The 13,605-nt window shown below is 72.0% G+C and carries 11 protein-coding genes; 5 read left to right on the plus strand and 6 right to left on the minus strand.

Annotation, left to right across the window (positions count from 1 at the left end; genetic code table 11):
* Positions 1-80: 80 nt before the first annotated feature.
* Together FB561_RS12010 and FB561_RS37850 are read right to left on the minus strand one after the other, a co-directional pair.
* Positions 81-689, minus strand: coding sequence for a hypothetical protein (locus tag FB561_RS12010; protein ID WP_145806062.1), 609 nt, complete (start codon positions 687-689; stop codon positions 81-83).
* The gene (locus FB561_RS37850) at positions 689-1,312 is read right to left on the minus strand and encodes a hypothetical protein (protein WP_170284641.1); all 624 of its coding nucleotides are present in this window, start codon (positions 1,310-1,312) and stop codon (positions 689-691) included. The genes FB561_RS12010 and FB561_RS37850 overlap by 1 nt, the downstream gene beginning before the upstream one ends.
* 237 nt (positions 1,313-1,549) lie before the next feature.
* Between FB561_RS37850 and eccD the strand changes: the two genes are divergently transcribed.
* From eccD to FB561_RS12030, 3 genes are read left to right on the plus strand one after another with little or no spacing between them, the layout of a single operon-like run.
* Positions 1,550-2,932 carry a type VII secretion integral membrane protein EccD gene (gene eccD, locus FB561_RS12020; protein ID WP_145806064.1) on the plus strand — a complete coding sequence of 461 codons (1,383 nt, stop codon included), beginning with the start codon at positions 1,550-1,552 and terminating at the stop codon, positions 2,930-2,932.
* A 1-nt stretch (position 2,933) separates the two neighbouring features.
* Positions 2,934-4,355 (plus strand): type VII secretion protein EccB, encoded by a 1,422-nt coding sequence (eccB, locus tag FB561_RS12025; RefSeq protein WP_145806066.1) that lies wholly within the window; start codon positions 2,934-2,936, stop codon positions 4,353-4,355.
* 50 nt (positions 4,356-4,405) lie between these two features.
* Positions 4,406-5,140, plus strand: a complete 735-nt coding sequence (locus FB561_RS12030; RefSeq protein WP_145806068.1) for a hypothetical protein — start codon at positions 4,406-4,408, stop codon at positions 5,138-5,140.
* Positions 5,141-5,215: 75 nt separating this feature from the next.
* Here the strand turns inward: FB561_RS12030 and FB561_RS12035 are convergent, their stop codons facing one another.
* The 3 genes from FB561_RS12035 to eccCa are packed head-to-tail and all read right to left on the minus strand — an operon-like array spanning position 5,216 to position 11,320.
* Complete coding sequence (locus FB561_RS12035; RefSeq protein WP_145806070.1) at positions 5,216-6,901, minus strand: hypothetical protein; 1,686 nt, start codon at positions 6,899-6,901, stop codon at positions 5,216-5,218.
* Positions 6,901-7,302 (minus strand): hypothetical protein, encoded by a 402-nt coding sequence (locus tag FB561_RS12040; RefSeq protein WP_145806072.1) that lies wholly within the window; start codon positions 7,300-7,302, stop codon positions 6,901-6,903. Before FB561_RS12040 ends, FB561_RS12035 begins: the two co-directional genes overlap by 1 nt.
* Positions 7,303-7,351: 49 nt before the next feature.
* On the minus strand, positions 7,352-11,320 hold the full coding sequence (gene eccCa, locus FB561_RS12045) for a type VII secretion protein EccCa (protein ID WP_145806074.1): 3,969 nt from the start codon (positions 11,318-11,320) through the stop codon (positions 7,352-7,354).
* A 151-nt stretch (positions 11,321-11,471) separates the two neighbouring features.
* Here eccCa and FB561_RS12050 point away from each other — a divergent pair, with 151 nt between their 5' ends.
* Positions 11,472-11,783, plus strand: a complete 312-nt coding sequence (locus tag FB561_RS12050; RefSeq protein WP_145806076.1) for a hypothetical protein — start codon at positions 11,472-11,474, stop codon at positions 11,781-11,783.
* Positions 11,784-11,820: 37 nt separating this feature from the next.
* Positions 11,821-12,117: a hypothetical protein gene (locus FB561_RS12055; protein ID WP_145806078.1), complete on the plus strand. Its 297-nt coding sequence runs from the start codon at positions 11,821-11,823 to the stop codon at positions 12,115-12,117.
* A gap of 84 nt (positions 12,118-12,201) precedes the next feature.
* Here the strand turns inward: FB561_RS12055 and mycP are convergent, their stop codons facing one another.
* Positions 12,202-13,494, minus strand: a complete 1,293-nt coding sequence (mycP, locus tag FB561_RS12060) for a type VII secretion-associated serine protease mycosin (RefSeq protein WP_238334778.1) — start codon at positions 13,492-13,494, stop codon at positions 12,202-12,204.
* Positions 13,495-13,605: the final 111 nt, after the last annotated feature.

Genomic DNA, 13,605 nt, shown 5'->3' on the forward strand with positions numbered 1-13,605 from the left:
TCGCAGTCCGGTCGCGGCGAGCGCCGTCGCCGCTCAGTCATCACGACGGCCTGGCTCACGACGCACGCGGTCCAGGTGGTTCATTCGGTCGTCGCCATGTCGAGGTAGGCGCAGCCACTCGCGATCAGCAGCCGCAGGTCGCCGAGCACGTCGATCAGCGCCTCCCGTGCGGAGACGGTCTGCTCGTGCCGGCTCGTCACCGAGGCGCGCAGCTCGCAGCTGTGCCAGAGCGTCGGCGTCACCGATCCCCACTGCCACAGCTCGTAGCTGTCGGGGTCGACGCCGGCGACCGTACCCAACCCGGGCAACCCGATCGCGAACTGGTCCGGCATCTCCGGGCTGTTGCCCAGACCAACGAACAGCACCCCCATCCGATGCGCCCGGGCGAACTCCTCGGCATCGTCGGCCACCGAGGCGACCAACCCGGCCGCGCTCAAGGTCCGAAGGTGGTCCGCCGCGGGGATCCCCGCCTCCCCGGCTTCACGGAGTACGTCGTCCTCGGTCCAGGCCGCCTTGCCCCGGTCGGGGACGCCGTGGGCGAGCACCCAGGTACCGAAGGCGTCCTCGTCCAGCCGGTGGTGCCGCCAGCCGATCCGGATCGTGTGGGCGGGGTTGCCGTCTTCGCCAATCCGCCGACCCGTGTAGTGGCCGATGGGGAAGAGGGTGGCGGTGTGCACGGTCGTGGTCATCAGGCGAACTCCCGCCGGTCGAGGTACGCGGCCCGGACACAGAGCAGGCCGTGGACCGACTTCAGGATCCCGGTCAGGACGGCCCGCGCCTCGATCTCCGCCGGCGCGGTCACCCCGACCCGGCGAGCGACCTCGGCCGCGTCCTGGCAGCCGACCCACAGCTGCGGGGTCAGATGCGACCACGCCCACACGTCGTACACCGCGCCGGAGACCTGCGCGATCGGCCGGCCGTACAGCCCGATCGCCTGCAGCGTGCCCTCGCCGGCGTCCGGCCCGAGTCCCATCAGCAGCGGGACCAGCTGATGGCCCCGGGCGAACTCGACGGCGGACTCGGCCTCCGGATCCAGCTCGGCGAGCAGGCCGTCGGCGACCAGTCGATCGGTGATGGCGCCGGTGTCGTCCGCGGTCAGCTCCAGCCGGGCGGCCGTGGCCGTTACCGACGACCGGGTCGGCCGATCGGCGTCGTCGATGCCATGGGCAAGCAACCAGACGACGTACTCCGGGTCGGCCAGCTCGACCAGGTCCAGGCCGGCGCGGACCTGCTGGCGGCGCCCGCCCTCGTCGGTGTACAGCGCGCCCACGTCGTGCCCGATCGGCACCAACAGCGGCTCCGTGCTCGCCACGGCCACCTCCTCCGTCGTCCAGCCGAGCGTAGGTGCCGTACACCCCGCCGGGACGGGGAACGGCAGGAACCTGTCGCGCGGATCTCGAACCGGTCCAGAAGGGGTCCAGCACCGGTCCGGACCCGGCAGCACCCGATGGCCGCTAACGGCCAGCCTGCTCCCGACCACCAAGAGGCCCCGGACAGTGAAAGCGGGCCTTCGCCGGCCCAACTCAGCGTGGATCCACGGAAGGGCGCCATGAACATCACCGGTCTGCTTCGCGTCACCATCGCCACCCCGAACCGCCGGCTCGATCTCGCGCTGCCAGAGCAGTCGTCGGTCGCCGAGGTGCTCCCCGGCGTCCTGACCAAGGCCGGCGAGCACCTGGCCGACGAGGGCGCCCCCGGGGGCGGCTGGGTCCTGCGCCGCGCGGACGGGGCCGAACTGGCCCTGGGTCGCAGTCTCGGTTCGCACCGGATCCGGGACGGCGAGATCCTGCACCTGGTCCAGCGTCACCTGGAGTGGCCCGAGCTCGAGTACGACGACCTGGTCGACGCGGTCGCCTCCGGCTCCGGGCGACTTGGCGCGGTCTGGTCGCCCTGGCACACCAGGATCTCCGGTCTCGCCTGCGCCGCGACCGCGTTGCTCGTCGTCGTCGCGTCGATCCTGCGGCTCGGCGCCCCCTGGCAGGAACCGGCGGCCTGGTTGCTGGTGACCGCGCTGCTGCTGATCGCGGGGGCCGTCGCTCTGGCCCGCGTGGTCGGCGATTCCGGAGCTGGGGCGATGGCCGGCGGACTCGCGCTGCTGTGTGGGGCATCCGGTGGTGGTCTCCTGCTGGCGGGTGCGGATCCGTGGCCGGCTCTCGGGGCGCCGCAGATCTTGGCCGGCAGCGCCGCGCTGATGCTCGCGGGTGCGGGCTGCTATCTCGGTGTCGTGGACGGCGCGGTGCTGTTCATCGGCGCGGTCAGCACGGGGGTCCTCGGGGTGATCGGGGGCTGGATCGGAACGTCCAACTCCCTGACCGGCCCCGACGTCGCGGCGATCCTGGGCGCGGCCCTGTTGGGCTTCTCGCCGCTGTTCGCCTCGCTCGCGTTGCGGCTGGGGCGCTTGCCGATGCCGATCCTGCCGCGCACCACGGCCGACCTGGTCCGCGATGATCCGCTGCCACCACGCAAGCAGGTGTACGGAGCTGTGGTTCGCGCGGACGGTCTGCTGACGGGGATGTTGCTCGGGCTGATGGTCGTCCTGTCCGTCTGCCAGATCCTGCTGGTCCTGGCCGAGACCCGATCCGCGACGATCCTGGTGGGCCTGCTGAGCGCCGGGGCGTTCCTGCGGACCAGGTTGTACCCGATCGTGAAACAGCGGCTGCTGCTCCTGATCCCGGGGGTGATCGGCGCGGCAGGGCTGATCCTCGGACCGCTGACCCGGCGGCTCACCGACCCGGTCGCCGTGATCGCCCCGGCGGTGTTGTTGCTCGCGGCCCTCGCGATCTTCTTCGGCCTGCGCTACAGCAACCGGCGGCCCAGCCCGTACCTGAGCCGGTACGCCGAACTGCTGGAGATCGTGGTCGTGCTGGCGTTGATCCCGGTGGCGGCGGCGGTCCTCGGCCTGTACGGCGTGGTCCGGGGCTGGGGCGGCTGAGATGGCGACCAGGAAGGACCAGCTCCAGTCCCACCAGTTCTCGGTCCAGCGGATGGTCTCGGCACTCGTCACCCGCGAGACCGATCCGGAGCAGCCACCGTTCAAGCGGCCGATCGCGGCCGCCATCGGCAGTGCGGTGATCCTGGTCCTCGCGCTGGTGGTGGCCGGGGTGTACGGGCTGATCGTGCCGGGCGGCAACAAGGCCTGGGCCGGCGGCGACGTGGTCGTGGTCGAGAAGGAGACCGGGACCCGGTACGTGTTCGTCGACGGGCATCTGCACCCGGTCACCAACTACACCTCCGCGTTGCTTGCCTTGGGCAAACACAGCGACGTCCGCCGGGTCTCGCGGCGCTCGCTGGCCGACGTACCGCGGGGGCCGTTGATCGGGATCAAGGACGCGCCCGACGCCCTGCCGGATCGCAAGCGGCTGCTCACCGGAGGCTGGACGTTGTGCTCCGAACCGGCCCTGGACGTGGCCGGCGCGGCCGCGAGCGAGTCGGTCCTGATGGTCGGCGCGCGGCCGGCCCGGGACCAGGCGATGCTGGACCACGCAATGCTGGTCGAGGTGATGGAGACCGGCGACCAGTACCTGCTCTGGAAGGGCTACCGGCACCGGATCCAGAAGTCCGACACCACCACGGTCGGCCTGGCCCTCGGCTCGGAACCGTGGGCCCGGGTCGGTTCGGCCTTCGTCGCCGCGCTCCCGGACGGCGAGCCGATCGCGCCGATCGCGGTCAGCGGCGTGGGCAAGCCGTCGTCCGCGATCGAGACCCGGCAGACCAAGATCGGGCAGTTGTTCGAGGTGACCACGTCGAGCGGTGCCCGGCAGCACTACCTGGCGTCGAAGGACCGGCTCCGGCCGATCAGCGCGCTGCAGTACGACATCCAGCGCGCCTACCGCCCGATCACCGCGGCGTACGGTGGCAAGGCGCCGACCGCGATCCAGCTGGACCTGCTCTCGCTGGGCCGCGCCGATCCGCCGCCCACCCGCGCCGACGAGGGCCAGGCCCCGTGGACCCGCCCGAATTTCGTTGCCCCACGCAACGGGATGGGTACGGTATGCGCGGCCTACGCACCGGGCGACACGGTACCGACGGTGACCTTCGACGCCGCCATGCCCGCCCGCGACACGGCTGCCGCGACGGCGAAACGAGGAGCCCTCGGTACCGCTCTCGCCGACCGCATCCTGGTCGAACCAGGCGCCGCCGCGATCGTCGAAGCGATGCCCTCCGACCAGGCCAGGTCCGGCACGGTCGCCGTCGTCACCGACCTCGGCCGCGCGTACCCCTTGGCCGATCCCCAGCTCCTCGAAACCCTTGGCTACAAGGACGTCGAGCCGATCCGCATCCCGGCCCAACTGGTCGCCCGCATCCCCCAAGGCAGCAGCCTCGACCCGACCGCCGCGGTACGCCCTGCCGTGTAGCGGCGCCAAAGCCACCGGACCTGGCCTTGGCGCGGCACTAGCATGGCCGGATGGAGCGAGCGAGTGGGATGCCGGACGAGGACGTCACGCGGTTCGTCGTCGCCGACAGCGCCGTCGGCCGCTACCTGTCGGACGGCAGCGTACCGATGAACTGGCGAGTGACCGCCGCCACCCTCGAGGCAGACAACGCGGAGGATCCGCCGGAACAGTGGTGGGCCCGTGGGTTCGTTGCCCGCGGTGAGTTCTCCCAGACGGTGGACGCCGGTCGAGCTTTGCCCCCCGAGGTGACCCGCCGCTACGTCGACCCTGTCATCGCGGCGACCCTCGCGCGAGGTGATCTTCCGGCTGTCCCGTCACCGGCGACCGGTGCGGATCCTCGGCCCGTCCTGCATGTGTACGGCAACCAGGCCTGGCAGCGGGCGTACGAGGACGCGGTGACGGAGGTCGTGGAGACAGCGCTGGACTCACCGGAAGACGCGAAGCGGTTGCTCGCGATCGGCGACGCCAACTGGCAGGCACGCGACGCCGACGCTCCGGAGTTCGAAGCGGCCCTGACGGCGGCGGGTGCCTCCCCGGCGGAGACGAGATGGCTGCAGTTGGCCGCCTCGGCGCGCTCCCAGGGGTGGGACTCGGTGGTGCTTCGCCACAACGAGGCGATGCTGCACAAAGCCACCGGAGGGATCGCCTCGCCCGGTACCACCGCACCAGTCGCGGCCGCCCAGACGTCGCCCGGTACGGCGTCCGCGCCGCACGTCAGCAGAGGCAACGAGCTCGGCGGGGTCTGACCCCGGCCGACGGATCACGAATCCGGCCCGGACACCTGGTGGATGTCCGGGCCGGATTTTTTCCGTGCTGGGCGGTCAGGTGGCGAGGCGGCCGACGCGCTTCTGCTGTTCGGCGGCTTCGGCTTCTTCGACCTTCCAGAGTTCCTCGTCGAGGAGCTGGAGGGTCTCGGCCGGCTTCTCGCGCTCGTCCTTGCGCCGCCGGTTGGTGGCCGGAAGCATCGGGAACGCGCCGGGCAGCGAGCGGCCGGCCTTGCCGCGCAGGCCGATCGGGACGCCGGGCGTCTCGTCCTCCTGGGACTTGCGCTTGCGGTTGACCGGGCGGATCGCCCCGGCGCCCGGCTTGGCGCCGCGCCCGCCACCGCCCGCACCGGCGCCCATCGCGCCCGGCGGCATCATCGGCGGCGGAGTACCACCGGGAGCGCCGGTGGTCGCACCGCCCGCTGCGGAACCGAGGGAGGTCGGTGCGGTCGGCGGACGGCCGACCGTGGGCTTGGCCTGGGCGGACGTCTGGTCGCCCGCGCGGGGAATCGGCTGGTCGCCGCCGGTCTTGCCCGCACCGACGTCACCGATCCCGCGACCGGCGCCGCCACCACCGCCGAGCCCGCCACCACCGCCCAGGCCGCCACCACCACCGAGGCCGCCACCACCGCCGAGTCCACCACCGACGCCGCCCTTGCCCAGCGGCGGGAGCGGCGGCAGCTTGCCCGTGGTCCCGTTGCCGAGTCCGTTCGGGCCGATCGGGGGGAGGGCCGGCCCGCCGGGCGGCGGTACCGGCAGTCCGCTGGGCGGCGGCGCCACCGGCGGCAGGTTGGGCAGCCCGGTCGGCGGCTTGGGCAGCGTCGGCAGCCCGGTGTTCCCGGCCAGGCCGGTCCCACCGCCCGGCAACGCGGGCAACTCGCCACCCGCGCCTCCAGCTCCACCAGCACCACCACCCGGCGGGGCACCGCCGGCGGCACCGGCCAGATCCTCGCTGGCGCCGGGACCTCCGGCGCCGCCGGCTGCTCCACCTGGGCCTCCGCCCGCAGCACCGCCGGGACCACCCGCGCCCGGCCCCGCACTGCCCGGACCAGTGCTGCCCGGACCCGCGGACCGGCCGTTGTTCCCGCCGGGCGCAGCCGCTCCGGCCTCACCCGGACCGTCCCACTTCAGCTCTTGCGCGGCGGCCAGGATCTCCCGGCCGGACGCCTCGTAGATGGTGCCGAGCAGGTTGAGCGACCGGCCGAGCTGGGCGACCGTCGGCCGGATCTGGTCGACGTACTCGTTCTCGATCTCGGTCGCGGACCGGGTCGCGCCGATCTCCGACGAGAGGTTCTTCGCGATCGACCGGGCGGTCCGGATCTGGGTCATGGCGGCCTCCCGGACCTGACCCGCCTCGGCCCCGGTCCGGGTGATGTTGGTGATCACCGGTTGCAGCATCGCGGTGACGCCACCGTTCTGGCTCGGGCCCGCACCACCGGCGATGTTGCCGTGCGCGGTGGACAGCGACGACTGGGACCGCTGGACGGACGACTCGAACAGCGAGGAGTCGGCCTCGCTGTGCCAGGTCGCGAGCAGCTCGGAGGACGTTCTCGGCAGGCCCTCGACCGCGGTCATCACGGCCCGTCCGCCTTCGGTCCACATGGTCTTCGCGGTCTCGAGCGGACCGACCCGGCCCTGCTCGGACTCGGCGACGGCGACCAGCTGGTTGAGCGCCTGTTCGAGCGCGTCCAGGGTCGTCGCCGAGGTGACGCCGTACTTCGCGTTGTAGTCGGTACCGGCCATCAGTTCCCTCCGGGGGTGGGTCCGGCCGGGGGCAGCACCCCGGGCCGTGCGAACATCGGGTCCATGTCCGCCGGGGCGCCGCCGGGCTGGATCAACCGGCGCAGGGTGGCGTCGTTCAGCGCGATCACGTTCTCGTACTCCTGGCCGATGGCCCCGACCGCGTTCTGGTACCCCTGGAGACCGCGCGTGGTCTCCGCGAGGAACCGGCCGAGCAGGTCCCGGCCCTGGCGTTCCTGCTGGACGAAGGTGTTGCCCTCCTCCATCATTCCGGTGGCCGCCGGCCCGGCGGAGCTGTTCCCGGCCATCTCCGCATGGCCGGCGAAGTCCCCGACGATGCGCCCGAAACCATCCCTGGCGTGTCCGAAGCTCGCGGTGTCGTCGCTGTGGATGACATCGTTCATCGATCCTCCTTCTGACGGGGTGCGGCCGTGGCCGCACCGGGTGGTGACCTCAGTCGGTCCGGTCGTGGTCCGCCGGCGGATGGGTCAGCTGGACCAGCTGGCTGGTGCCCTGGCGGTTCACCAGGAAGCCCCGGCCGGGTGGCAGCGGCTGGGCCCGCAGGCCGCCGAGCAGGATGCCTTCGTCCCGGCTGCCGGACAACTGCAACCCGGGCGAACCGACCGCGCGGATCTTGGCCAGCACCGGTTCGAGCAGGCCCCGCATCGCGCCGCCGGTCCGCCGGGCCGCGTAGATCCGCAACCCGATGTCCGCCGCTTGCGGGATGTACGGCAGCAGCGGCATCAACGGGTGTCCTTCACCGGTGGCGACCATGTCGTAGTCGTCGATCAGGACGAACACGTCGGGTCCTTGCCACCAGGAGCGGTCCCGCAGTTGCTGCGGGGTCACGTCCGGTCCGGGCAGCCGCTCCTCCAGGATCTGCACGAGCCGGTTGATCAGGCTGGTGGTCACCTGGTGACCGGTGCCGTAGCCGAGCAGGTGCTCGCCCTCGACCGAGCCGAGCAGGCTGCGCCGATGGTCGACGACCAGGACACAGGCCTCGTCCGGGGTGTACGTCTCCGCGATCCGCCGGGACAGCGTCTTGAGGAACCCGGTCTTGCCGGACCCGGTATCGCCGAGCAGCAGGAAGGTCGGGTTCGTGTCCGGGTCCACCAGGACCGGTTCGAGGCTGCGCTCGGCCACCCCGATCGCGAGCCCGGCCGCCTTCGAGCTGGCCCCGTCGCAGGCCTCGTACGGGACGTCGGCGGGCAACAGCCGGACCTCGGGCGCCTTCGCGTCGGGCCAGGCCGCGGCCACGGTCCGGACCAGGTCGGCGAGCCCGACCGAGATCCGCTCCTCGCCATTGGGTTCGCGCAACCGCGGGGCCGCGATCAGGAAGTGGTGCCGGCCGGTGTTGAGGCCGCGACCGGGGGACCGCTCCGGTACCTGGGCCGCCGCCCGCCGGTCGACCAGTGAGTCGATCGGATCGCCGATCCGCAGTTCCAGCTTGGTCCCGCACAGGTCGCGCACGTTGGTCCGCAGGTCGAACCAGCGGGCCACACTGACCATCAGGTGCACCCCGTACGCGAGGCCGCGGGTGGCGATGTCGACGAGCAGCGGTTCCAGGTCCTCGAAGTCGTTGCGGATCGTGGACCAGCCGTCGATCACCAGGAACACGTCCCCGTACTGCTGGTCGGCCAGGTCGCCCTGGCGGCGCCGCTCGCGGTACGTCTCCATGCTGTCGATGCCCAGCTGGGCGAAGGACTTCTCCCGCTCGGCGACGATGCCGAGCACCTCGATCACGCTGCGGCGGACCGCGTTCCCGTCCTGGCGCCCGGCGATGCTGCCGACGTGCGGCAGGTTCCGGACCCCGGTCAGGACGCCACCCCCGAAGTCGAGGCAGTAGAACTGCACGTCCTTCGGCGAGTGGGTCAGCGCCAGGCTGGTGATCAGGCTGACCAGGGTCGTGCTCTTGCCGCTCTGCACCGAACCCGACACCGCGACGTGTCCGCCACCGGCCGACAGGTCGACGATCAGCGGGTCCCGGCGTTGCTCGAGCGGCCGGTCCACGATCCCGACGACGGTCTTCAGCCGGCCGGGCTCGAAACCCGGGATCGCGGGTCCACCCGGCCCGGTCGGCAGCACCGTACCGAGGGCGGGCGCCTCGTCCAGCGGCGGCAGCCAGATCTGGTGGGCGGGGCTGCCCTTGCCCTCGAACCGGTCCACCAGGACGTCCATCAGGGTCTCGCCGATCGACTCGTCGAAGGCGCCGTCGGGATCGGGGGCCGGTTCCTCGCTCTCGTCCTCGACCACCGGCGTGACGTACCCGCTGGAGTAGTCGAGCAGCTCGACGGCCGGTTCGCCGGACATCGGTACCGCCCCGGCGACCGCGCGGCGGTGCACCCCGGAGACGTACGCGGACCGGAACCGGTCCATCTGCTCGGTCCCGACCCGCAGGTACCCGTGACCAGGGGCCCTGGGCAACAGAAACGCGTCGTTGACGCCGAGGACGGTGCGGCTGTCGATGTCGGAGAAGGTGCGCAGCCCGATCCGGAACGACAGGTGCGCCTCCAGACCGCGCAGCCGGCCCTCGTCCAGGCGCTGGCTGGCCAGCAACAGGTGGACGCCGAGCGACCGCCCGACCCGGCCGATCTGGACGAACATGTCGATGAAGTCCGGCCGGGCCGTCAGCAGCTCGCTGAACTCGTCGCAGATCACCAGCAGCGTCGGAACCTCTTCCAGTGGTGCTCCGGCCGCACGCGCCTTCTCGTAGTCGCGCAACGAGGAAAAGTTGCCGGCGGCCCGTAAGAGCTCCTGGCGGCGGAGCAGTTCGCCGTTGATCGCGTCGGCCATCCGGTCGACCAGGTGCAGTTCCTCGGCCAGGTTGGTGATCACCGCGCTGGTGTGCGGCAGCTTGTCCAGCCGGGTGAAGGTCGCACCGCCCTTGAAGTCGACCAGGGCGAAGTTGAGCGACCGGGGCGGGTGCGTGATCGCGAGCGCGAGGACCAGGGTCCGCAGCAGCTCGCTCTTGCCGGATCCGGTGGCGCCGATCAGCAGGCCGTGCGGGCCCATGCCCTCCTGCGCCGACTCCTTCAGGTCGATCTCGATCGGCTGGCCGTCGGAGCGCAGCCCGAACCGGACCCGGAGCCGGTCCCGGCTGGGCCGCGGGACCCAGGTGTCCTCGGGGTCGAAGTCGTACGGGTCACCGAGGTCGAGCAGGTCGGCCAGGCCGAGGTCCGCGCTCAGTGGCTGTTCGCCCTGCGCGCCCGCGGTCAGCCGGAGCGGAGCGAGCTGGCGAGCCAGGCCCTCGGCGGTGATCAGGTCCAGCGTGTCCGCGTCGCCGATCCGCTCGGCGCCCTCCATCGTCTCCGCGTGCAGGGTGCCGTCGGGGTCGACGTCGAGGCTGATCGCGCTCGGGTCGATCGCGCGCGGCGGCGCGAAGGTCAGGTCGAGGACGGTCACGCCTTCCAGCCCGGGACCGGCGAGCAGGTGGTCCGAACCTTCGGCGTCGCCGCCGTCCAGGACGACGACCAGGTGCGGACCGCGGATCGCGCCGGCCGTGTCGGGGTCGAACCGCGGCCGGTTCGTCAGCAGGTCGTCCAGCATCGCTTCCAGTGCGGTGATCGACGGCGCGATCAACCGCAACGGACCAAGGGCGTCACTGCGTTCGGGGTGCAGCGCGTGCGGGAGCCACTTGACCCAGTCCCAGTCCTCGCGCCGTTCCGCGCTCGCGCACACCGCGATCCGCAGGTTGTCGGGCGCGTGCAAGGTCGCCAGCTGCGCCACCATGGCCCGGGCCAGCGCCTGCGAGCGGTTTTCGTCGCCCGGCAGATAGATCCGCGCGAACCCGGTGACCGCGATCGCCAGCGGCAGGTTCGACACCGTCGCGTAGGTCGAGACGAACCGGCGCAACGCCAACGCGGAAAGGGGCTCCAGCCGTTCCAGTGGCTGCGTGTCCGGCGGGACGATCGTGGTCGCCGGACCCTGCCGGCCGATCCCGATCCGGGTCACGCCGAAGTCCGCGTCGTCCTGGCGGCGCTCCCAGAGCCGGTAGCTGCCCGCGAGCGACCACAACGTACCGGGTTCGGGGTGCAGGTAGTGCAGGGTGTCGCGCTGCCGGCTGATCGACCGGCCGAGCCGCAACCGCTGCTGGGCCAGGTGCCGCAGGTACGTCCGCCGGGCCTGGCCCATCTCGACCTTGCCGGCGCCGCTGTTCCTGGTGAAGATCGCGACCACGATCATGCCGACCATGGCCAGCCCGAACAGGCCGAAGATCACGTACCGCAGGCTGTTCGCGATGCTGCCGGAGAACATCAGCATCATCGCGCCCATCATCGCCACCATCGGCAGCACCATCAGCATCTGGGCCCACTGCCGGCCGCCCGGCTCGGGCACCTCGGGCGGTGCCTCCAGCAACAATTCGCCGCCGGGCAGGTCGGGCGCCGGTCGCCGCGCGGGACGGCGTACCACCACTGTTGCCATCGTCAACCTCCACCGAGAGTCCTACGGGCCGATCATCACGCGTGCGGTCCGGGCCGGACGGAGGGTGGCAGGAAGGTGTCGTGGCCGGTGCGGAGCGGGCCGCGCTCCCTACCTTGGCGAGGAAGTACCACTACCGGGAAGGAGCAGGTGGATGAGCGACTTCATCCAGGGTTTCACCGAGAGCATGGCCCACCAGGCCAACGTCACCTCGGCCTACGGACAGGACCTGAACTCCAACGCCGGCCGCACCGCGGCCACGGTGATGGACCTGAACGCCTCGTGGCGTGGACCGGGGTACACCGCCGCCGCGTCCGTCGGCGACGGCTGGCAGAGCGGCGTCCGGCCGCACCACGCCCGCGTCGACAACCGGTCGGCCGGGGTCAACCAGATCTCCGGGCAGTACGACCACCAGATCGGCAGCGAGGTCCAGGTGATGAGCGGACTCGGTTCGCTGACCGCCTGAGATCCCGCCGTCGCCAGAACAGGAAGGAGCAGGACGGATGCCAGAGCTTTTCCAGCGGTTCAGCGGTATGGCCGACGCCGGTCAGATGCAGAACAACAACTCCAACGACCGGCGGATGTTCGCCGAGGACGAGCTGCGGGCCACGCAGGCCCTCACCGACGTCGACTGGACCGACCAGGCCGGAGCCGACCTGGTCGCCGCCACGCACCAGGAGTTCGTCCAGACCTCGGCCGCGGCCGACCACCAGTCGGCCCAGGGCCGCGCGTACAACCAGTGCGCCGCGGACGGGGCCGGCACTCTCTCGAAATGCGTGGGGATCGCCGCCAGTCTGTGATCTCCTCGTACGACAGCCCCGGCCGGGCGACCCGGCCGGGGCTGTTCCGTTGGGGTGGGTCCGCGGGTTCTCAGTCCGGGGTTCTCAGTCCGCGCGGGCGAAGAGCCGTTCCGGCGGCAGCTCGGTCTGGACGTCCTCATGGTTCCGGGTGATCGCGGACCGGCTCGCGCGCCAGCGCCGGCGGTGACCGCCGACCAGCAACGCGGTCAGCACGATGATCAGCAGCGTTCCGCCGATCGCCAGACTCGTCATCCAGCGCGCCTCGTCGCCCGCGGTGCGCCACCGGGCCGCGATCGCGAGGGCGTGCTCGTCCGGAGGCGGTGCCTGCATGGACGGCAATTGATGGGCAGCCGTCAGGACCATGCCCTCGGTCACCGCCCGGTACGGATCGACGATGCCCGCGCCGTACTGCGAACCGTCCGTACCGCCTCGCGCGGGAGTCGTGGTCGCCTTGAGCCGCTGGATCACGTCGGCGGCCTTCATCTTCGGGTACGCCGCGCGCACCAACGCGGCCGTGGCGGCGACGAACGGCGTCGCGAAGCTGGTCCCGTCGGAGTACGCGTGCCCGGTTCGCCGGGTCGCCGCGAGCACGGATCCACCGGGCGCGACCAGGTCGACGTACGGACCGAACTGGGACCCCTGCAACCGCGCACCCGTGGTACTGATCGCGCCGACGCCGAGGACCCCGGGGTACTGGGCCGGGTACGAGGGCAGCACGTCGCCCGAGTTCCCCTGGCGGTTGCCGACGGCGGCGACCACGACGACGTCCTTGCTCACGGCGTACGCGATCGCGGCGCGTACCGGCCCCTGGTCCTGGTCACCGGACATCGAGAGGTTGAGGACCCGGGCACCGCTGTCCGCGGCGTACCGGATGCCCTTGGCAAGGATCTGCGGGTCGATCGGTTCGACCTGACCGGTGTCACCGGTCTCGCGTTCGCTGACCCGGATCGGGAGGATCCGCGCGCCGGGTGCGACGCCCTGGAAGCCGATGTCGGCGACGTGGTCCGCGGCGATGATGCTGGCGACCCCGGTGCCGTGCGAGACGCAGTCGTAGTTGCCGGGCAGCGAGCCGACCAGGTAGAAGTCGCGGCCGGGTAGGACCTTGCCCCGGGTCCGTAGCTGCGGGTGGTCCGCGTCCACCCCCGAGTCGACCACCGCGACGGTGATCCCGCTGCCAGTACTGAAAGGCCAGGCCCGTTGCGGTTTGAGCATCTCCTGGGCCCACGGCAGCAACCGCTCGACCGGCCGTCCCGGCTCGGGGTTGTTGCAGGCGCCGCGCGGAGGAGCCGCCGTGGCCTGAACGGTCAGCGGGCCTACCGCCACGGCCGCAGCCGCCAGCAGCAGGACCGGAACACGCCATCTCGCCAGCCATCTCACGGCTTCGAGGGTCCCGGACCCGCGGACCCGGGCGGGCCGGGTGGCCGGAAGAGGTCAGCGCCGTCCGCGCCGCCGGTCCGCCGGGGACAGTGGCGACAGTCCAGCGATCGA

The organism is Kribbella amoyensis (genome assembly GCF_007828865.1).
GTDB classification, from domain to species: Bacteria; Actinomycetota; Actinomycetes; order Propionibacteriales; family Kribbellaceae; genus Kribbella; species Kribbella amoyensis.